Origin of the sequence: Ensifer sp. YR511 (genome assembly GCF_900103045.1) — a bacterium.
GTDB lineage: Bacteria > Pseudomonadota > Alphaproteobacteria > Rhizobiales > Rhizobiaceae > Ensifer > Ensifer adhaerens.
In genome coordinates, this window is the sequence record NZ_FNGR01000047.1 from 1 (window position 1) to 20000 (window position 20000).

A 20000-nucleotide genomic window follows, 5' to 3' on the forward strand; every position below is an offset into this window, starting at 1 on the left:
ATGACGTTGGCGCCCTTTTCCCTGGCGAGCTCCAGAAGTTCGGCATTCTGGCCCGGATAGAAGAACGAGATCAGCGTCTTGTCCGCAGACAGATAAGCGACCTCGCTCGGCTCGGGCGGCCGTACCTTGGCGACCACATTTGCCGAAGCCCACAGCGCCTCTGCCGACGGGGCCACCTCGACGCCCACGGCCCGATAGGCATCATCGGAGAAACCGGCCGCAACGCCCGCGCCCGTTTCGATGATGCTGCTATAGCCAAGTTTCGCAAGTTGCACCGCGCTGTCAGGTGTCAGCGCCACGCGCGCCTCGCTTGCGGTTACCTCCCGCGGCGCGCCAATTTTAATCGCCATGCTTGTCTGTCCTCTCCTGCCGACTAGGCAATGCCTTGTCCCTCAACAATGCGACAGCAGAACAAGCAAACCTTGAGAGTACTGTCCAGTACGCTTTGCCGCGAATCCGTCCATTCTTGTCGCTTTTTAGTTTTCACTAATCGTTTTTATCGGCCAAGCACTCCAGCCGACGGGCCGCTCGGCCAACAATGGCCAACAAAAAGGGGACGGCGACGCCCCCATGAAGAGGGTGCTGCATCGGCTCCAGGGGGCCGCCGATTGCGTATGTGAAGCGACGCTTCACCAGAGAGGGGTCCCGAACCTGCGCGCGTTTCATGAAACGATCATGCCGAGCCGCGACTGACAATCCGGCGCCTGGCGTCGACACGCTACGGGGCCGCTGCTGCAAGCCCTCCTTCGGAAGTTTTTATTTCAATGCCCTCGGCGCGGCACGGCGACGCGGTCTGGCCGCGTGCCGCGCCGTGCGGCCCCTTGGGAGGATGTTCTAGTTGCGGCTTTCGTAGCTGCTCAGATTTGCAGGGGTGACGAGCTCGAACGTGAACGACCCGCGCGTCCACGTCCTCAAAGGGATTCGTCGACAATGACAACCGGTCGCCCCAGGGAGCAGGCCTCCACCCGCGCCTCGACGCGATAAACCGAGCGCAGCATATCCGCGGTGATGACGTCGTGGGTGGGGCCGCTCGCCAGCACCGACCCGCCACTGATGACGATCGTGTCGTTGCAATAGCGCAGCGCATGGTTCAGGTCGTGCAGCGCGATCAACACCGCCATACCCGACTGCGCCGACAAACGCTTCATGAAGCCAAGGACCTCGATCTGGCGAAAGAGATCGAGCGCCGAGGTCGGTTCGTCCATCAACAGCACTTCGGGCTTACGCACGAGAGCTTGCGCGATGGAGACGAGCTGGCGCTGGCCGCCTGAGAGCTCACCAAGGCCACGAAAGGCGAGATCGGCGATCCGGAGTTCGCCCAGCACTCGGTCGATCTCGGCGAGTTCGGCGTCCTTCACCTTCCAGCCTGAGCCTTGCTTGGCCGACAACAGCACCGACTCGTAGACGGTCAGCACGGCATTGGCGCCGGTATCCTGCGGCATGTAGCAGATGCCTTCGGACCCCTTGGCCGTATCGGACAGGTGGACAGTGCCGGGACCGGAGGTCAGGTTTGCTATGCGCTTGAACAGCGTCGACTTGCCGGCCGCATTAGGACCAATCACCGCCGTCAGGCCACCGCCGCGCAAGACACCGGTGTTGACATCTAAGAGCACCGTGCGCCGGCCATAATTCGCGCCGACCTTTTCCAGCGACAGGCTTACCATGCGCGCCTCCTGTTGGTGAAAATCAGCACGAAGAAGAAGGGCACGCCAACGAGCGCGGTGATGACTCCAATCGGCAGGACGGCGCCCGGAATGATCATCTTGCTGACGACCGAAGTGACCGAAAGAAGGAGCGCGCCGCACAGCACAGAAGCTGGCAGGAAGAAGCGCTGATCCTCGCCGACCAGCATGCGCGCGATGTGCGGAGCGACGAGACCAACAAAGCCGATCGTGCCAACGAAAGAAACCGGGATCGCCGCAAGCAGGCTGACCGTCATCATTGCTTCGAGCCGGAGCCTTCGAACATTGATACCGAAGCTCGCGGCCTTGTCGTCCCCCAGCCGAAGCGCGGTCAGCGCCCAGGCGTGCCGTGCAAACAGCGGCAAGGCGAACAGCAGCACGGCGCCGGTGATCCAGACCTTTGGCCAGGTTGCCTTGGTGAGACTGCCCATCGTCCAGAAGACGACGGCGGCCAGCGCCTGTTCGGAGGCGAGATATTCGAGCAAAGACAGCGCGGCATTGAAGGTGAAGACGAGCGCAATGCCGAGCAGAACGATTGTTTCGACCGTAACGCCGCGCATGGTGGAGGCGAAATGGATGAAGAGCGCCGCCAACATCGCCATCAGGAAGGCGTTGATTGGCACCATGTATTGGACGGCGACGGGAAAAACCGCCACGCCGGCAACGAGACCGAGGGCCGCACCGAAGCCGGCAGCGGCGGAGATGCCGAGCGTGAATGGACTTGCCAGTGGATTGGCAAGGATCGTCTGCATCTGCGCGCCTGCGACCGACAATGAGGCACCCACCGTCACGGCCATCAGGGCGATCGGCATGCGAATGTCCCAGATCACCACCCGGAGCTGGTCGCTTACAGTTTCCGGTCGAAAGAGCGCGGTCAGCACATCCGCGAGCGGATAGTTTGCAGGCCCGAGAGCCATGTCGACTGCAACCGACGCAAAGAGCGCGACGATGAGGCAGAAGATCAACACCAAGCGGCGCAAAACGAGAGAGCGGTAGCGCCCTCGCCCTTCAACGCTGGATACTTGTTCGGTCATGGCAACCATCATTCACCACTCTTTGGAAGCGAGGCGAAGTAACCCGCGCGGTAGGTCACCGGCAGAAACTTCTCATGGAACTCGCGGAAAGTCCGGTCCGGGTCTATGTCGGCAAAGAGCTCCGGATGGAACCACTTGGCAAACTGCTGGATCGGAATGAACTCGTAAGGGGCGCCGTAGAACTGGTGCCAGACGGCATGCACATTGCCCTCCTTCACCGCCTTCAGGCCGGGAAAGCCCGGGCGCTGCATAAGGCCGCGCAGGCGATCTTCTGCCGCCGCCGCATCGGCGCCGCGTCCGACGCTAACGAACTGGTTGAGATCGGATTCCGCCGACCAGTTACTGCCGGTGATAATGACATGATCCGGATCGCTGACGATCAGCTGCTCAGGATTGAGGTCGCCGAAGGTCCCCTTGATGACGTCAGAACCGATATTGTGGCCGCCGGCCTCTTCCACCATTTTGCCGAAGTTGGCCGGACCGAAGGTGCGGCAGCAGACAACGTCGCCGGTGATGCCGGGAGAGCGCTCGATGAAGACTTTCGGCCGCGCAATTTCCCCCGCCTTCTTGAGGCGGTCCGTCACCAGCGCGATTTGAGCATTGCGATAGTCGATGAATTCGCGGGCCTTCGCTTCGGCACCGAAGAGCTGGCCCAGGATTTCGACCGATTTTTCGCTATTGGCGGCAGGATCCACGCGGAAATCGAGATAGACGACGGCAATGCCGGCGGCAGCGGCCTTTTCGATGAAGCCCGATTCTTCGACCGCCTGCTGCGCTTCGAGATTAAGCGTCAGAACATCAGGCTTGAGCGCAATCCCTGCCTCGAGGCTGAAATCGCCCGAAGGGATATAGCCGAACCGCGGCAGTTTCTCAATTTCGGGGAAGCGCTCCACATAGGCAGCGTAGGAGTCCGGATCCTTCTTCAAAAGATCATCGCGCCAACCGACGATCGTGTCGAAGACATGCTCGCCTTTCAGCGCTGCGGCCACGTGGATCTGCCGTGCCTCGCCCAACAGGACGCGCTTGGCCGGAAGCGCAATTTCGACCCGACGGCCGGTGACGTCGACAATTTCAGCCGCACTGGCGGGCAAAGCCGCCAATACCAAGGCTGCGACCATCGCCGACGCGATTTTCCCGAAGATCGACATTCTCATTCCCTTTTAGTTGCGACGCCGGAGTCCTCCCCCTCCTCCAGCTGTCGAACCGCTTACTTGGCTGACGTCAGCGAGACGAAGTAGCCGCTCTTGTAGGGAAGCGGCAGGAAGCGCTCATGCAACTCCTTGAACGTCGCCTCCGGGTCGAGGTCCGCGAAGAGATCCGGGTGCAGCCACTTGGCGATCTGCTGGATGGCCACGAACTGGTAGGGATTGTTGTAGAACTGGTGCCAGATGGCGTGAACCTGGCCGTCTTTCACGGCTTCAACGCCGGTGAAAGCCGGGCGCTTGGTCAGGTTTTCGAGCTTGCGGGCCGCTTCCTTCTCATCGGCGCCATAGCCGACGCCAACCCAGGCACCACCCGGCACATAACCCTGCCAGTTGCCGCCGGTGATGATGATCTGATCGGGATTGGCAGCGATGATCTGCTCCGGATTGACCACGCCGAAGGTGCCGGGAATGATGTCCTTTGCCATGTTTACGCCGCCGGCGAACTCGACCATCTTGCCGAAGTTCTCGTTACCGAAAGACATGCAGCAATCGTCGGAGTAACCACCGGCGCGTTCGACAAAAACGAGCGGCTTCTTCGGATTGGCCTTCGCCAAAACGTTTGTCACCTTGGCGATGCTCTCGGCGCGAAACTTGATGAACTCCTCGGCCTTCTCTTCCTTTCCCAAAAGCTTGCCCATCACGCGCATGCTCGGCTCGGTGTTTTCCATCGGCTTTTCGCGGAAATCGACGTAGACGAGCGGGATACCGACCTTGGCAAGCTTCTCGATGTAGCCAGCCTCCTCCGTCGCCGTCTTGGCGTCGACGTTCATCAGAACGACATCGGGTTTCAAGGCAACCGCCTGCTCGATGTCGAAGGTGCCATCCTTCATGCCGCCGAAGGTCGGCAGCTTGGCAATGTCAGGGTACTTTGCGAGATAGGCGGCATAGCTTTCAGGGTCTGCCTTTGCCAGATCATCGCGCCAGCCGACGACGCGCTTGAACGGCTCGTCGCGGTCGAGCGCGCCGAGGAAATAGATCTGCCGCCCTTCGCCGAGAATCACGTGCTCGACGGGTACGTTGACCTCGACATCGCGGCCCGTGACATCCTTCAACGTCACGACATCAGCGAAGGCTGCCGTAGAAAAAAGCACGCAAAGGCTTGCGGCGGCCGCAGCCACCCTGTTGAAAAACCGCATTGTTTTAGCTCCGCTGGAAAATTTAGGCGATCTAATGTTTCATGACTTTATTAGTCAACATTTATCTTTTAGAACGCCTCCAAACAGGAACGAGCGGTATCGACATGAGCGATGTGACGGAGCGGCAGAACTACAACCTGCGCGATGAAATCAAGGCCTATTGGTCGGACCGCGCAGCAACCTTCGATCTGTCCCCGGGCCACGAGATCTTCTCGGAGGAAGAACGCGCGGCCTGGCATCAACTGTTTCTCCGTCACCTTGGGCCGGGCGCCGGGCGTGCCGCGCTCGATCTTGCGAGCGGCACCGGCGTCATCTCGCATCTTCTCGATGAACTCGACTTCAAGGTGCAGGGCCTCGACTGGGCCGAGCCGATGCTCGAACGCGCCAGGGATAAGGCGCGCAAGCGTGGGCGAGCGATCCGCTTCGCCCTCGGCGACGCCGAAAATACCATGGAGCCCGACAACCATTACGATGTAATCGTCAACCGGCATCTGGTCTGGACGCTCGTGGACCCGGCCGCAGCCTTTGCCGAATGGCTACGGGTCCTGAAGCCCGGCGGCATGTTGCTGATCGTCGATGGCGACTTCGTCAATACAACCGCGCTCGAGCGGCTGTTCTCTAGGCTCAGCACATGGGGACAGCGCCTCGGCCTGTTCAAGGCTGAGACGCCAACCGGTTCCCCGCAGATGATGGCGACGCACCGCAGCATCCTCTCCCGCGTGCATTTCGCACAAGGCGCCCGCGCCGAGGCCGTCGTCGCGCTGTTACGCGAAGCCGGCTTTACCGAGATTACGATCGACAGGGACCTTCGCGAAATCCATCGCACCCAGGCCGCGAACTGGAACCTTTTCAAGGGCTTGGCGCGACAGTCGCAGCATCGCTACGCCATTCGCGCGACGAAACCTTAGGGTCGAGGCAAACCCTACGCAGTCAGTGACTGTGTTCATGCGCAAAAACGACCAGGCTCACGACTGCGCAATCTCCCTGCCAATCCGCAGGACCTCCGAGATTAAAAGGTTCAGGTCGTCCGGGCGGGTGCGATGATTGCAGATCGCCGCGCGCAGGCAATGCTTGCCCCGGATCGTCGTGTCGGAAAGCGCCGCCACGCCGGTTTCCTGCAGGCGCAGCATGATCTCGAGGTTGGTCTCCTTCAGTCGCTCCTCATTTAGACCTTCGGGCGCATAGCGGAAGCAGACGATGTTGATCTCCGGTTCAACGATGAGTTCCAGAGGCGGATTCGAACGGACGAGATCGGCGAGGAAGGCGGCCTGCGCGACGTTCTGGTCGATCAGCCGGCCGAACTTGGCGATGCCGTGCTCCATCAGCGCCATCCAGACCTTCAGCGCCACGAAGCCGCGACTGGTCTGAAAGCCGAATTCGTGAAGCCATTGGCCGGAAGCGATGCCACGTGACATGCCTTGGAGGTATTCGGGCGACACCGCAAAGGTTTCCCGGTGCCTCGTCCGATCCCGCACAAGCGCGCAACCGACTTCGAACGGGGCATGCAGCCATTTGTGCGGGTCGAGTGCGACGGAATCCGCCCGCTCGATGCCCTTGACGCGCCAGGCGTTCTCGGGCGCGATCGAAAGCAGCGCTCCGATACACCCGTCCACGTGGAACCACAGGTTCTCCTCCGCGGCGATCCCGGCCAAGGCGGTGAGATCATCTACTGCACCGGAATTGACCGTACCGGCACTACCAATGACACAGGCAGGCCGGAAGCCCCGCGCGCGATCCTCGGCGATTGCCGCGCGAAGCGCCTCAAGGTCGATGCGGTACCGGGAATCGCTCGGGATCCGTCTAAGTGCCTTGTTGCCGAGGCCGAGCGTCTCGACCGCCTTGCGATGGCAGGAATGAACCTGATCTGAGGCGTAGAAGCGCATGGGTTTCGTGAGGGCCGCAACGCCCTCTTCGCGCAGATCGATGCCCGCCATGGCGTTGCGGGCAACCGTCAGCCCGACGAGGTTGGCCACCGAACCGCCACTGACCAGCGTGCCGCTCGCTGCCTTGGGAAAGCCGATCATATCTCGCAGCCATCCGACGACCTGCTGGTCGACAAGGGCAGCGGCGTGGCGTCCACCCCCGAGATTGGAACCCTGGATCGCTGCGAGAAAATCGCCGAGCGCCCCGGTGAAGTTGCCGGAGCCCATGTACCAGGACCAGAACCGTGGATGGATGTTGCCCATTGGATAGGCGAGCACCGTGTCCTTGACCTGTCGGTACACGTCCTCGAGGGGTGTCGGCCGATCCGGGACCGGCGCCTGGTACAGCGCTTCGATCTCGTCCGGCAGCGGTTGCCAGACCGGACGCTCGCGCACGCGGCCGATATGGCCAACGGCATCGTCGACGATCCGGTGGGCGAGCGCCGAGACGGACGACCAATCGGGAGGGTCGAGGGTTTCCAGAGTGGTCAGGAGTTCCGGTTGCGTGAAGGCCCCCACGCTTGGCTTCGGTGATCGCGCTCCCATCGCTCCTCTCCCTATTCGGCTGCGAGCTGGAAGCCGGGCGTGGATCGCGACAGCTCCATCTCCTCGTCATCCATGTCCGCCGGGATCGTTTCGAACAGCGGCGTCGACAGATAGCGCTCCCCTGTGTCAGGCAGCATGCACAGGATCACCGAGCCGGCCGGCGCGTGCTCCGCGATCTGGCGCGCAACGCCGAAGGTCGCGCCGCCCGAAACGCCAGTGAAGATGCCCTCTTTCTGTGCGAGCGCCTTGGCCCATTCCATCGCCTTCGGACCGGCAATGGGAACGAGTTCGTCATAGTAGCGGTTGTCGATCGCCTCCTGCAGGACATCGGGTATGAAGTCCGGTGTCCAGCCCTGGATCGGATGCGGCTCGAAGGCGGGATGGCTGGCGGCCGGCGCACCACCCGCTCCACGCTGTTGCGCATGACCGCTGCCGAGCAACTGTGCGTTGGCGGGCTCGGCAAGCACGATCTTCGTCTCCGGACGTTCACGCCGCAAAACCCGGGATACACCAACCACCGTGCCGCCGGTGCCGTAGCCTGTAACGAAGTAATCAAGACGGGAGCCGGCGAAGTCGTTGACGATTTCTCGGCCGGTCGTCGTCTCGTGGATCGCGGCGTTGGCTGTGGTCTCGAACTGTCGGGCGAGGAACCATCCGTTCTTCTCGGCGAGTTCGATCGCCTTGCGGTACATGCCCAGGCCCTTCTCGGCGCGCGGCGTCAAAACGACCTTGGCGCCCAGCATGCGCATCAGCCGGCGGCGCTCGACGGAGAAACTATCGGCCATGGTGACAACCAGCGGATAGCCTTTTTGCGCACAGACCATCGCCAGTCCGATGCCGGTGTTACCGCTGGTGGCCTCGACTACGGTCTGTCCGGGCTTCAGCTTGCCTGTGCGCTCGGCCTCCTCGATGATCGCAATCGCCAGCCTGTCCTTCACCGACGAAGCCGGATTGAAGAACTCCGCCTTGACATAGATGGTCGCGTTGCCGACGCCGAGATTGTTGACGCGGATCGCCGGCGTGTCGCCGATCGTCTCCAGCACGCTGTCGAAAAGCCGCCCGCGGCCGCTCGTGGTTCTCAGTCCAGAATTGTTTGGCATGGGTCCTCTCACTCTTCCGGATGCTAGGTTCGGCGAGGGATGCTAAAGTGCCAGCGTGGGAGCCGGCGTGGGAGTGCGCATGGAAACGGATGGCCCGGACGTGGTTTTTTCGGCAAAGGAGCTGGACCTGCGGCTGCTCGGGCCGATGAAACTCATGCGCCGCGGGGTGGCCGTGCCGTTACCGCCGTCGCGCAAGGTGCGCGCGCTGCTCGCTTATCTGGCCCTGACGCCAGGTTCGGTTCCTCGGGAACGGCTCTGCCATCTGCTCTGGCAAGTGCCGAGCGATCCGCGCGGTGAATTGCGCTGGAGCCTGAGCAAAATCCGCTCGCTCATGGACACGGATGGCCGCAAGCGCGTGATCACGGCTAACGACCGGATTTCACTCGATCTCGAAGACTGTGACATCGACGCACGCCACATCCAGGCAGCAAGGCGTCGCGGTATCGGAAACCTCGATCTGGAGGCGTTGCGGCCGATTGCTGGACGATGCGGAGGCGATCTGCTCGAAGGGGTCGAGATTGACAACAGCCCTGCCTTCGAGCACTGGCTGACATCGGTGCGGAGCGAGTTTCGCCTGTACGCGCTGGAGATCGCGGCAGAAATCGGCAAGAAAACACCCGTCGGCGGTGAGGACGGCTTGCCGGCAGCCCGGCAATGGCTCGATCTCGCGCCGCTCGACGCAGACGCAAATCTCCGCTTCCTGGCGGAACTGTCCCGCAGGCGGATGGGCGACGCCTGCAACCGGCATCTCGATGCGGCAGCGCGCCTCTTTGCCGATGAGGGCGAGGACTTCGCGCCGATCCGAGAGGCATGGGAACGCCTCAGGCCCCTGCCCCGACAACCGGCGGTCGTCGTCGTTTCTGACGGTGTTGGCAGACCTTCCGAGCCCATCCACGTGACGGTCGCGCGCCGCGCCTCGATTGCCGTCATGCCGTTCCGCGAACTTGTCGCGGGCGGGGCGGGCCGGAACGATCTCGGCAGCGCGGTCGCGCATGACGTCATCAGCAAGCTGGCGCGCCTGCGCAGTCTCTTCGTTATTGCCCGAGGCTCTGTTTTTGCCATCGCTGGCGAAGGGCTCGAACTGCCGGAAATCGGCCGCCGGCTCGGCGTCGACTATGTCGCCACCGGCTTCCTGGAACAGCACGAACTCGGGATCGCCGTGAACGTGGAGGTCGCAGAGGCGGCCACCGCCCATATCGTCTGGACTGAGCGATTCGAGGCGCGCGCGGCCGAGCACTTTGCCGTCGTCGACGAGATCAGCAACAGCATCGTGTCGTCGATCGCCGCTGAAATCGAGAACGAAGAGCGCAACCGCGCGATCCTGAAGCCTCCGGATTCGCTCGACGCCTGGGAGGCCTATCATCGCGGCCTCTGGCACATGTTTCGCTTCACCGCCGAGGAAAACGAGCGCGCCGCCGAGTTCTTCCGCCTTTCGACACGCCTCGATCCAACCTTCTCACGCGCCCATGCAGGGCTGTCCTTCACCCACTGGCAAAGGGCATTCCAGCGCTGGGGCGACCGCGACGGCGAGACCCGGGACGCGCTCAAGGCCGCCGGGCAGAGCCTCTTGGTTGACGATCAGAACCCCGCCGCGCACTGGTCGATGGGGCGTGCCCTCTGGCTGACCGGAGACCACGACCAGGCGGTGCGCGCACTGGAGCACTCGGTCCTTCTCAGCCCCAATTTCGCCCTCGGGCACTATGCGCTCTCCTTCGTGCACGCGCAGTCCGGCGACCCCGCAGCGGCGATCACCGCATCCGATTACTCGCGGCTTTTGAGCCCCTACGACCCGCTGCTGTTCGGCATGCTCGGCACCCGCGCGATTGCCCTCATCCGGCTCGGCGCCTTCGAGGAGGCTGCAGACTGGGCGATCAAGGCGGCAGCCCGTCCGAACGCGCATGTGCACATCCTCGCGATCGCAGCCCATTGTCTTGCGCTCGCCGGACGCCTCAGTGAGGCTCGCAGCTACGCGGCCCGCATCCGCCTGCAGAACCCGGATTACCGGACGGACAATTTCCTCGACGCCTTCCACTTCACACCCGACGTCATCGCCCGATATCGCCAAGTGGCGGCCTTGATCGGGCTGGCGACCTGAGTGATCGGTGCCGGCCAAATTCGCCTGCGTGTCTTAGAGCCGCTGGAGAAGGCGGTAGCGCTCAAGGATTTCAGCGATCTGTTCGTCCTGTGCCTTGTTTGGCAGAAGTGCTGGCTGTCGGCTTGCACCGACAGATGCATCCTGCAGGTAGAGGGCGCGCTTGACCATCGCCGGGGCAAAGCCGAGTGCATAGAGGTCGGTCCGAAAGGCAGCAAAGGTTGCCTGCTGCTTCTGCGCTTCGACAACGTCGCCGGCATTGAAGGCCTTCAAGATACCTGCAAGTACATCCGGCATGGCGTTGCCGAGGCCCGAGATGCAGCCAGCCGCACCATTCTGCAGTGCCCAGAGCACGAGATGATCGGGGCCGGAGTAGACTTCGAAACCATCGACCTCGTTGGCAACCTGCAGATAGGCTTCCAGCGTTTCTTTCGCACCGCCGGAATCCTTGATGCCGGCAATGTTGCCGTGGCCGGCAAGGGCGCGCGCCGTGTCGGGCTCGATATGGTTCTGCGTGCGGGCGGGTATGTCATAGAGGTAGACTGGCGTCTTCACGGCATCGGCGACGGTCGAGAAATGACGGACAAGGCCATCCTGGGTGCAGGCAATGAAGAACGGCGTGATCACTGCGATCCCGTCGACGCCGATCCGGTCGAATTCTCGGGCGAGTTTTACTGTCTCGAAGGTGGCAGGCATGCCGGCATTGACGATCACCTTGACGCGGCCGCCGACCTCATCAACCACCTCCTCCGTCAGGCGCACCTTTTCCTCGTATGTCAGCGCGGTGAAGTCACCGTTGGTTCCGGCGCACATGATGTTGTTGCCGGCTGCGACCTGTCGGCGGACCTGGGCGCGCGTCGCCTGGTAGTTAATGGTCTCGTCGTCGTTGAAGCAGGTCACGAGGGCGACGAAGGCTTGCTTGGTCATGCGGATTTTCCTCTCAATGGACGGCGCCTCAGGACGCGCGCTGAAGACGGGCGGCGCGATGAGCGGCCTGGACGTCGGGATCGGGGTCGAGGCCGGCTGCAAGCAGCGCACGCGTATAGTCTTGCTGCGGCGCGTCGAACACCTCGCGCACCGTGCCAAGCTCTACGATGTTGCCCTTCTGCATGACCATGACGTGGTCGGCAAAGTCGCGCACCACCGGCAGATCGTGGGCGATGAAGATAAAGGCGATACCCATTTCCTTGCGCAGCCGGTCGAGCAGCGCGATCACCTGCGCCTGCACCGAAACGTCAAGCGCCGAGACCGCCTCGTCGCAGATGATCAGCTGCGGCTCGAGTGCGAGTGCGCGGGCAATTGCGATGCGTTGGCGCTGGCCGCCGGAAAACTGATGCGGGTAGCGGCCCATGTGCTCCGGGCCGAGACCGACCTGCACAAGAAGATCAGCCACCCGCTCGCGCCATTTTGCCTTGGGCAAGATATCCGGATGAATGACCCAGGCCTCGGAAATGAGCTGGTAAACGGTCATACGCGGATTGAGCGACTGCGTCGGGTCCTGGAAGACCATCTGCAGGTCGCGGCGCAGCTTGTAGAGTTCGGCCGGCGACATGGTGAAGAGGTCGCGGCCTTTCCACAAGGCGCTGCCACTATCCGGTTCGTCGAGGCGAAGCAGGATGCGCGCCAGCGTCGACTTGCCTGAGCCGCTCTCGCCGACGACAGCCATGGTCTCGCCGGGCATGAGGTCGAACGTCAGGCCCTTCAGCGCCTCGAAGGAGCCATAGCGTTTGCGCACGTCGCGAACTGAAAGAACGGGTTCGGCGCGAGAGGCTGGCACATGCATCTCGCCCTTGCCTGGAGCGGCGGCAATCAGTTTCTTGGTATAGGGATGCTGCGGGTTCTTGTAGACCTCGCGCACCGTGCCGGCTTCGACCAGAACACCTTTTTCCATCACCACCACGCGATCGGCGATCTCTGCGACCACGCCGAGATCGTGGGTGATGATGAGGACCGCCATGCCGGTCTCTCGCTGCAATTCCTCAAGCAGCGCGAGCACTTCGGCCTGCACCGTGACGTCGAGCGCCGTCGTCGGCTCATCGGCGATCAGGAGATCTGGCCTGAGTGCCAGTGCCATCGCGATCATGACGCGCTGGCGCTGGCCACCGGAGAATTCGTGCGGATATTTGTCGAGCGAGCGCTCCGGGTCGGGGATGCCGACCCGGGTCAACAGCCGCAACGCTTCGGAAGCAGCTTTCGCCGCATCGGTCCCGTGGGTGGTGAGCGCCTCGCGGATCTGCCAGCCCACGGTATAGACCGGGTTGAGATGGCTCAGCGGGTCCTGGAAGATCATGGCGATACGGCGCCCGTTGACCTTTCGCCTTTCCTGCGCCGGCATTGTCAGCAGGTCGACGCCGTCGAGCAGGATCTCGCCCGAGCTGATGCGTCCCGGCGGCATGTCGATCAGGTTCATGATCGCCGAGGAGGAGACCGACTTGCCGGATCCGCTCTCGCCAAGGATTGCGAGCGTCTCGCCACGGTCGAGATGGTAGGAGATATTGCGGACCGCTTTCACGACGCCGACTGCGGTGTGGAACTCGACCGACAGGTCGCGAACTTCCAGGAGATGGTCAGCCATTCTTGCGACCTTTCATTTCGAGACGCCAGCGCTGCACTGGGTCGAGCGCGATGCGCAGCCAGTTCGACAGGAGGTTTAGCGACATGGTGGTAAGGATGATCGCAAGGCCGGGCCAGAACGAAAGCCACCACGCGTTGGTGAGGTACTGGCGTCCCTGCGAGATCATCAGGCCCCAGGTGATTTCCGGCGGCTGGATGCCGATACCGAGAAACGAAAGCGCGCTTTCGGCCAGCATCACATAGGCGAAGTCGAGCGTCGCAAGCGTCGTCAGCGTCGGCAGCACGACAGGCAGAATGTGGCGGAACAGGATGCGCTTGCTTGATGCGCCCATCACGCGCGCGGCCTGCACGAACATGCGTTCACGGATTTCCAGCACTTCGGCGCGTGTGGTTCGCAGGTAAACCGGGATGCGTGTGATCGCCAGCACCAGCATGAGGTTCAGGATCGACGAGCCGAGAATATAGAGAACGATGACCGCGATCAGCAGCGACGGGAAGGACATGATCACGTCCGCAAGCCGCATGATGATCTGATTGATGCGCGGCGAGGAAAAGCCGGCGACAAGGCCGAGGAAGGTGCCGACGGTTGCTGAAAGCGCGACCGCACCGGCGGCCACCATCAGCGTGTTCTGGGTGGCGACGATGATGCGGGCAAGCAGCGGCCGCCCGAGGGCATCAGCCCCCATCCACCAGACCCAGCCGCGCTCCCAGTCGAAAGGCACGGCGTTGCGGCCTCTAAGGTTCTGTTTGGTCGCGAGATCGCCGAGCCAGGTCGGCCCGATGATTGCGATGATGAGAACGAAAAGCAGGAAGAGCGCGGCACAAAGCGCGAATTTGTCGGCAAGCAGCATGCGGAACATGCGGGTCGCAAAGCCCGGTTCTCCGGTAACAACGGTATCGGCGGTCTGCAGGGTCATTGTCCCCTCCTCAGTGCCGGATGCGCGGATCGAGCAGCGCGTAGGCCAGATCGATCAGCAGATTCATGAGAAAGATCGCCAGCGCCGTGACGAGGATGGCGGCGAGCACGACGTTGAAATCGCGCTGCAAGATGGAATCGATCATCAACTTGCCGACGCCCGGAAACCCGAAGATGGTCTCGACGATTACCGCGCCGTTCAAAAGGCTCGCGGCCTGGTCGCCAATGACGGTGATGACCGGCAGCATGGCGTTGCGCAGCGCATGCACGAAGATGATCGGCCCCGATTTGACGCCCTTGGCGCGCGCCGTCTTCACATAGGCCGAAGAAAGCGCCCCGATCATCGAGCCGCGCACCACCTGGACGATGATGCCGAAAGGCCGGATGAACAGAACCGAGATCGGCAGGATCCAATGAAGTAGCGACCCCGTGCCCGAAGTCGGTAGCCAAGCGAGGTTTACCGAAAAGACGACGATCGCGACGATGGCGATCCAGAAATCGGGAACGGAAGCGCCGACCAGCGAGATCAGCGAGGAGAGCCGATCGAAGAAGCCTCCAGCGCGGAAGGCGGCAAGCGAACCGACGACGATCGCAGCACCAGCGACCAGCGTCATGGTGATGACTGCGAGCCAGAGCGTCCAGGTGAAGGCCTCGAGCACCACGTCCAGAGCAGGACGCGCCTTGCGCAGGGATTCGCCAAAATCGCCGGTGACGACGTCCCCGACATAGCGTCCGAACTGCACCAGCATAGGATCGTTCAAGCCATGCAGCTCGCGGAATTGCGCCTTCATCTCTGCGGAGGCTTCGACCGGCAGGAACAAGGCGGCCGGATCACCTGTCAACCGCGACAGGAAGAAGACCATGACGAGCAGCCCGACGAGCGAGATCAGACTGGCCACGGCGCGTTTTCGAACGAATTTCAGCATGGCGCCCTCGAAGAAATCCGGCGGCGGGATCATCCCACCGCCTTGATTGCTGTTGTGACTGGCGAACCTGTCGTTCGCCAGGGCAGATTACTTGATCTTGATCTCCGAGAGCTGCAGCGTCCCGTTGGTCGCCATCGTTGGCTTGAATTCGAGCCGCTCGGAAACGCGGGAGAAGCCTACCATGTGGAAGAGCAGGACGTCGGCAACGACATCGTCATGCACATAGGCGATCAGTTCCGACCAGAGCTTGGCACGCTCGTCGCCGACGGCAGCCGACGCGCGCTTGATCAGGTCGTCGACCTTCGGATCGGAGAAGCCGGACTGGGTGCCTTCGGTTGCGTATTTGAAGAACATCGAGAACGACGGATCGCCCTTGGAATTGTCGTGCATGGCGGCAACGATCTGCGGGCCGCGACCTTCCTTGAAGGGCTTGGAATAGTACTGCTCGTGCTCGGCGACCTCGACGAATTTCAGCTCGACCTTGAAGCCGACTTCCTCAAGCTGCGCCTGAATGGCTTCCATGATCTCGGTCACGTTCGGAAAGTTTGCAGAACGGGCGATGATGGTGATGGGCGTGTCGACTTTGACGCCATCGGCCTTGGCTTCCTCAAGCAGCTTCTTTGCGCCTTCCGGATCGTAGGGGAAGACCTTTACGTCGGGGTTCCAGCCAAGCGTCGGTGGCGGCACGATCGCGGTGGCGAGCAATGCACTTTCGGGAACCAGTGTACCGAGGAAGGCCTGGCGGTCGATGGCGACGTTGAGCGCGCGGCGGACACGAACGTCGTTCAGCGGTTCGATGTTGTGATCGATGCGCAGGTAGACGGTTTCGCTGTCGAGGTAGGAAAAGTCCGTTGCCGGGTTCGTGGCATCGAGCTGCGAGATCGACGGCGAAAGGTCGGCTTCGCCGGTCTGCACCATGGCTGCGCGCACCGACGGGTCGGCGCGGAACAGATAGGTGGCTTCCGTCACTTCGGGCTTTGCGCCCCAATAGTCGTCACGGCTGGTCAGCACGATCTGCTGGCCCGGCGTCCAGTTGGTCAGCTTGTACGGACCGGTGCCGACCGGTTCGCGCACGAACTCAAGCGGCGTTTCCTCCGGCACGATCGTGACGAGAGACATCAGCAGCGGCAGGATCGGCTGAACCGGATCGGCCTTGAAATCGATGGTGTAGTCGTCGACGACCGTCGGGGTCACCGTGATGCCGCCGAAGTAGCGGCGCGATTCACAGGTGTTCTTGTCGCTCATGATGCGATCGAAGCTGTGCTTGACGTCCTTGGCGTCGAAGGTCGTGCCGTCGGAGAACTTGACGCCCTTGCGCAGGTGGAAGCGCCAGCTGCTGTCTTCGTTCTGCTCCCATTTTTCGGCCAGGCGCGGCATGACGCCCTTGTCACTGCGAACGTCGAGTTCGGTCAGCGTTTCGCTGACGTTCTGCATGATGACGCGGCCGATGTTCGAGCGCGTGGCCATGCAGGGCTCCAGCAGGTCGGCCTCCTCGGCCAGCACGATCTTAATGGGGCCGGACCCGGCGAATGCGGGCGACAGGGCCGAACTCAACATGAGTGCACTCAAGACAAATAATTTCTTCACGGCATTTCCTCCCTAGTGAAATTCGTTCAGCTGGATGTTGCTTTTCCGGATCGCGCGGCAATTAGCGCCGCGCAACCGATGAGCCCGCCGCCGCAAAGGGTGGTGAGGGCGATCTGTTCGCCAAAAAGCGCGAAGCCGCCGAGCGCCACGAGCGGCAGGCGCAAAAAATCGACCGGCGCGACGATCGTGGCGGGCGCGAGTGAAAAAGCATGGGTCATCATACCCATGCAGGCAGTTCCCACGACACCCTGCAGCGCCAGAAGCGTCATCTCCCTTGCCCCAGGCATGGTCCAGAACGGCAAGGCGAAAAGAAGCGCGATCGGAACGGTCAAAAGGAGGTTCCAGACGACCAGCGTTGAGGTCTTATCGCCCTTCGACATGGACTTCAGGATCAACTGAATGGTCGACTGGAGCACCGCGCCAGTGAGAGCGAGAAGGATGGCGAGACTGAAGCCGGTTCCCGAGGGGCCGATGATCAGCATCGCGCCGGCAAAACCGAGCACCACCGCACCGATCATGGCCGGGCCGGGCCTTTCGCCCAGCGCCAGTGCGGCACCGAGCAAAAGGAAGATCGGCGACGTGAAGGCGATGGCCGTCACGTCGGCAAGCGGCCCCCAGCTGAAGGCAGCGAAGAATGCGACCATGGCGAGCAGCTTGAAGCCGGCACGGACCGCATGCTGACGCAAGGGGTGGCTCGACTTGAGCACCGATGGGCGCAGGGCAACAAAAGGCAGAAGGATGAGCGCGCCGAAGAAAGCGCGGAAGAAGCCGATGACGAAAGGATGCACGGCGCCGTTCAGCGCCCGCACGATCACCGCGTCGGCGGCAGCAAGGATCGCTGCACCAACCGCGAACATGACCGCCATCTTAGCCCCCTTCGGGCTGGCTTCCAGCATAAGACCTCCTCCCGGCATCCTCTTGCCGGCTTGCTCAAACAATCCACCTTTCCTCAAAGTTTGTCAAATTAATTCGCTATGTAAATTTTGCCTGGAAACGACCGTAACAAATATGCTTTGTAAATCAATATTTTATATGGTTTCGAAAACATACTTCCATCGCATTGTAACTTTTTAAAACTTGACAACTTTGAAAAATTGGTGATTTTCGAAGCACACAGGAGGAACTCATGGACCCTGAAGAAATCGCCCGCAGCATGAATGGCCTGCTTCAAACCGTGTCGCCCGAGCGTATGGAAGCGCTGTTGCCGTCGCCGATGATCCAGAACCATGCAGCCTTCCTGCATCTGCTTGCAGACGACGCGCTCGCCTGCGCCTGGTTCGGCGGCACGCTCGAGGGCAAATCGGACATTTCCATCTTTGCTTCGGTGCTGCCCAAGGGGGCGACGCAATGGGGACCGCCGCAGCGCCTGAGCTTCGATGCCGCGCATTCGGAGCAAAACCCTGTGCTCTTCACTGCGCCCGATGGCAGGCTGTGGCTCTTTCACACCTCCCAACCCTCAGGCAATCAGGACGAGTGCCGGATCCGGATGGCTGAGGTCCGCCGCGATGCTTCCGATCCGCTGGCACTAACGACCAGCGAGGGCCGTTATCTGGACCTTCCCCGTGGCTGCTTCATCCGCGCGCCGCTTGTGGTGCGCGGTGACGGCGCGTGGCTGCTGCCGATCTTTCGCTGCGTTCAGCGCCCCGGGCAGAAGTGGAACGGCAGCCATGATACGGCAGCCGTCGGCATTTCGCTTAATCAGGGCGAGACCTGGCAACTGGAAGAACTGGATCACTCCATTGGCTGCGTGCACATGTCGCCGGTGTCGCTTGGCGAAGGCCGTCTTGCTGCCTTTTTCCGCCGGCGGCAGGCCGACTGGGTCTACAGGACCGAGAGCCTCGATGAGGGCCGCTCCTGGTCCAGGCCCGAGGCCAGTGACATCCCGAACAACAATTCCTCGATCGCCGCTCTCAGTCTGAAAGACGGCCGGATCGCGATGATCTGCAACCCCGTCAGCGCGGCCGACACCGCCGAACGACGCACGTCGCTTTATGACGAGCTCGGCGAGGACGACAACCGCCCGGACGCCGACCCCACGGGCGGTTGCGTTCCGATCTGGGGTGTCCGGCGCGCGCCAGTCTCTCTTTGCCTCTCTCAAGATGGCGGCAAGACATTTCCCATGCTCCTGCTGATCGAGGACGGCCCCGGGACATGCCTTTCCAATGACTCCACCGACGGCCGCAACAAGGAGATGTCCTATCCCTGGCTGCTGGAGGGGCCGGACGGCGCCATGCACCTTGCCTACACCTACCACCGGCGCGCCATCAAATATGTCCGCCTGGCCCCTGGCTGGGACCACGCTGACCAACGGAGACCTTCATGAGCAATATCATCGGCATAACCATGGGCGACCCGTGCGGCGTCGGCCCCGAGATTTCGGTGCGCGCGCTGGCCGACATGTCGCCGCAAGAACGCGATACGGTCCGGATCTACGGCAACCTCGCGACGCTCGAAGCGGCCCGCGCCGCTCTCGGTCTTGAGGTTGATCTCACCGGACATGTCGTCGATCTGCCGATTGAAGGTGCGCCGCTTGCCTGGGGACAGTTGAGCCCTGTCGCCGGCGACGCGGCCTTTCGCTTCATCGAAAAGGCAGTGCGCGACGCAGAAGCCGGCGTGATCGGTTGCATCGTCACGGCGCCCATCAACAAGGAAGCGCTGAACCTTGCTGGTCATCACTATGACGGCCACACCGGAATGCTGCGCAGCCTCACGGGCTCCAAGGCCGCCTACATGCTGCTTGCCTCCGAGCGCCTCAAGGTCATCCACGTTTCCACCCACGTGGCGCTGCAGGAGGCGATCCGACGCTCCACGACCGAACGGGTGCTCGCCACGATCCGCGCCGGCGACGCTCATTTGAAACGTATCGGCTACGTAGCGCCCAAAATCGCGGTCGCCGGCATCAATCCCCACTGCGGCGAAAATGGCCTGTTCGGCACCGAGGATGACGACCAGATCGTGCCGGCCGTTGCGCAAGCACGCGCGGAAGGCATCGATGCCTATGGGCCGATTTCCGCAGATACGGTGTTCCATCGCGCCTATTCGGGCGCTTTCGACCTCGTGGTCGCTCAGTATCACGACCAAGGGCACATCCCCGTGAAGCTCGTCGCCTTCGACACCGCCGTGAACGTCTCGGTGGACCTGCCGATCGACCGAACCTCGGTCGATCACGGCACGGCCTTCGACATCGCCGGCAAGGGGATCGCCAACCACGGCAACATGAACTCCGCCATCGCCTATGCCCGCAAGTTGGTGGCAGACGACGCCAAGCGAGGATGACACC

General features: G+C 62.2%; 16 protein-coding genes and 1 pseudogene. 4 read left to right on the top strand and 13 right to left on the bottom strand.

Going from position 1 to position 20000, the window contains the following annotated elements; all coding sequences use genetic code 11:
- From BLU15_RS35725 to BLU15_RS35745, 5 genes and pseudogenes are all read right to left on the bottom strand, one after another.
- A pseudogene (locus BLU15_RS35725) lies at positions 1-344 on the bottom strand (NAD(P)(+) transhydrogenase (Re/Si-specific) subunit alpha); the annotation flags it as partial.
- Between the two features lie 567 nt (positions 345-911).
- On the bottom strand, positions 912-1664 hold the full coding sequence (locus BLU15_RS35730) for an ABC transporter ATP-binding protein (RefSeq protein WP_060518046.1): 753 nt from the start codon (positions 1662-1664) through the stop codon (positions 912-914).
- Complete coding sequence (locus tag BLU15_RS35735; protein WP_244546931.1) at positions 1658-2725, bottom strand: FecCD family ABC transporter permease; 1068 nt, start codon at positions 2723-2725, stop codon at positions 1658-1660. Before BLU15_RS35735 ends, BLU15_RS35730 begins: the two co-directional genes overlap by 7 nt.
- Positions 2725-3864, bottom strand: coding sequence for an ABC transporter substrate-binding protein (locus BLU15_RS35740; protein WP_090301928.1), 1140 nt, complete (start codon positions 3862-3864; stop codon positions 2725-2727). Before BLU15_RS35740 ends, BLU15_RS35735 begins: the two co-directional genes overlap by 1 nt.
- 59 nt (positions 3865-3923) lie before the next feature.
- Positions 3924-5057, bottom strand: coding sequence for an ABC transporter substrate-binding protein (locus tag BLU15_RS35745; RefSeq protein ID WP_090301930.1), 1134 nt, complete (start codon positions 5055-5057; stop codon positions 3924-3926).
- A gap of 104 nt (positions 5058-5161) precedes the next feature.
- Here BLU15_RS35745 and BLU15_RS35750 point away from each other — a divergent pair, with 104 nt between their 5' ends.
- Positions 5162-5965 carry a class I SAM-dependent methyltransferase gene (locus tag BLU15_RS35750; protein WP_090301932.1) on the top strand — a complete coding sequence of 268 codons (804 nt, stop codon included), beginning with the start codon at positions 5162-5164 and terminating at the stop codon, positions 5963-5965.
- A 57-nt stretch (positions 5966-6022) separates the two neighbouring features.
- On the opposite strand, the gene BLU15_RS35755 is transcribed toward BLU15_RS35750, so the two are convergent.
- Positions 6023-7525 (bottom strand): pyridoxal phosphate-dependent decarboxylase family protein, encoded by a 1503-nt coding sequence (locus BLU15_RS35755; RefSeq protein ID WP_090301934.1) that lies wholly within the window; start codon positions 7523-7525, stop codon positions 6023-6025.
- Positions 7526-7536: 11 nt separating this feature from the next.
- The gene (locus tag BLU15_RS35760; protein ID WP_090301936.1) at positions 7537-8625 is read right to left on the bottom strand and encodes a PLP-dependent cysteine synthase family protein; all 1089 of its coding nucleotides are present in this window, start codon (positions 8623-8625) and stop codon (positions 7537-7539) included.
- Between the two features lie 79 nt (positions 8626-8704).
- Here BLU15_RS35760 and BLU15_RS35765 point away from each other — a divergent pair, with 79 nt between their 5' ends.
- On the top strand, positions 8705-10720 hold the full coding sequence (locus tag BLU15_RS35765; protein WP_090301938.1) for a transcriptional regulator: 2016 nt from the start codon (positions 8705-8707) through the stop codon (positions 10718-10720).
- 33 nt (positions 10721-10753) lie between these two features.
- On the opposite strand, the gene BLU15_RS35770 is transcribed toward BLU15_RS35765, so the two are convergent.
- The 6 genes from BLU15_RS35770 to BLU15_RS35795 all read right to left on the bottom strand — a co-directional run bounded on the left by BLU15_RS35770 (position 10754) and on the right by BLU15_RS35795 (position 17616).
- A complete protein-coding gene (locus tag BLU15_RS35770) occupies positions 10754-11644 on the bottom strand; it encodes a dihydrodipicolinate synthase family protein (RefSeq protein ID WP_060643879.1) in 891 nt (296 codons plus the stop codon).
- A 28-nt stretch (positions 11645-11672) separates the two neighbouring features.
- On the bottom strand, positions 11673-13292 hold the full coding sequence (locus BLU15_RS35775) for an ABC transporter ATP-binding protein (RefSeq protein ID WP_090301941.1): 1620 nt from the start codon (positions 13290-13292) through the stop codon (positions 11673-11675).
- A complete protein-coding gene (locus BLU15_RS35780; protein WP_090301944.1) occupies positions 13285-14208 on the bottom strand; it encodes an ABC transporter permease in 924 nt (307 codons plus the stop codon). The genes BLU15_RS35775 and BLU15_RS35780 overlap by 8 nt, the downstream gene beginning before the upstream one ends.
- Before the next feature lie 10 nt (positions 14209-14218).
- Complete coding sequence (locus tag BLU15_RS35785; RefSeq protein ID WP_034796335.1) at positions 14219-15133, bottom strand: ABC transporter permease; 915 nt, start codon at positions 15131-15133, stop codon at positions 14219-14221.
- A gap of 87 nt (positions 15134-15220) precedes the next feature.
- On the bottom strand, positions 15221-16690 hold the full coding sequence (locus BLU15_RS35790) for an ABC transporter substrate-binding protein (RefSeq protein ID WP_210333340.1): 1470 nt from the start codon (positions 16688-16690) through the stop codon (positions 15221-15223).
- A gap of 56 nt (positions 16691-16746) precedes the next feature.
- Positions 16747-17616, bottom strand: a complete 870-nt coding sequence (locus BLU15_RS35795) for a DMT family transporter (protein WP_244546927.1) — start codon at positions 17614-17616, stop codon at positions 16747-16749.
- Positions 17617-17846: 230 nt separating this feature from the next.
- On the opposite strand from BLU15_RS35795, the gene BLU15_RS35800 reads away from it, so the two are divergent.
- A complete protein-coding gene (locus BLU15_RS35800) occupies positions 17847-19043 on the top strand; it encodes a sialidase family protein (protein WP_090301946.1) in 1197 nt (398 codons plus the stop codon).
- Complete coding sequence (gene pdxA, locus BLU15_RS35805; RefSeq protein ID WP_090301948.1) at positions 19040-19996, top strand: 4-hydroxythreonine-4-phosphate dehydrogenase PdxA; 957 nt, start codon at positions 19040-19042, stop codon at positions 19994-19996. The genes BLU15_RS35800 and pdxA overlap by 4 nt, the downstream gene beginning before the upstream one ends.
- The last annotated feature ends 4 nt before the right edge of the window (positions 19997-20000 follow it).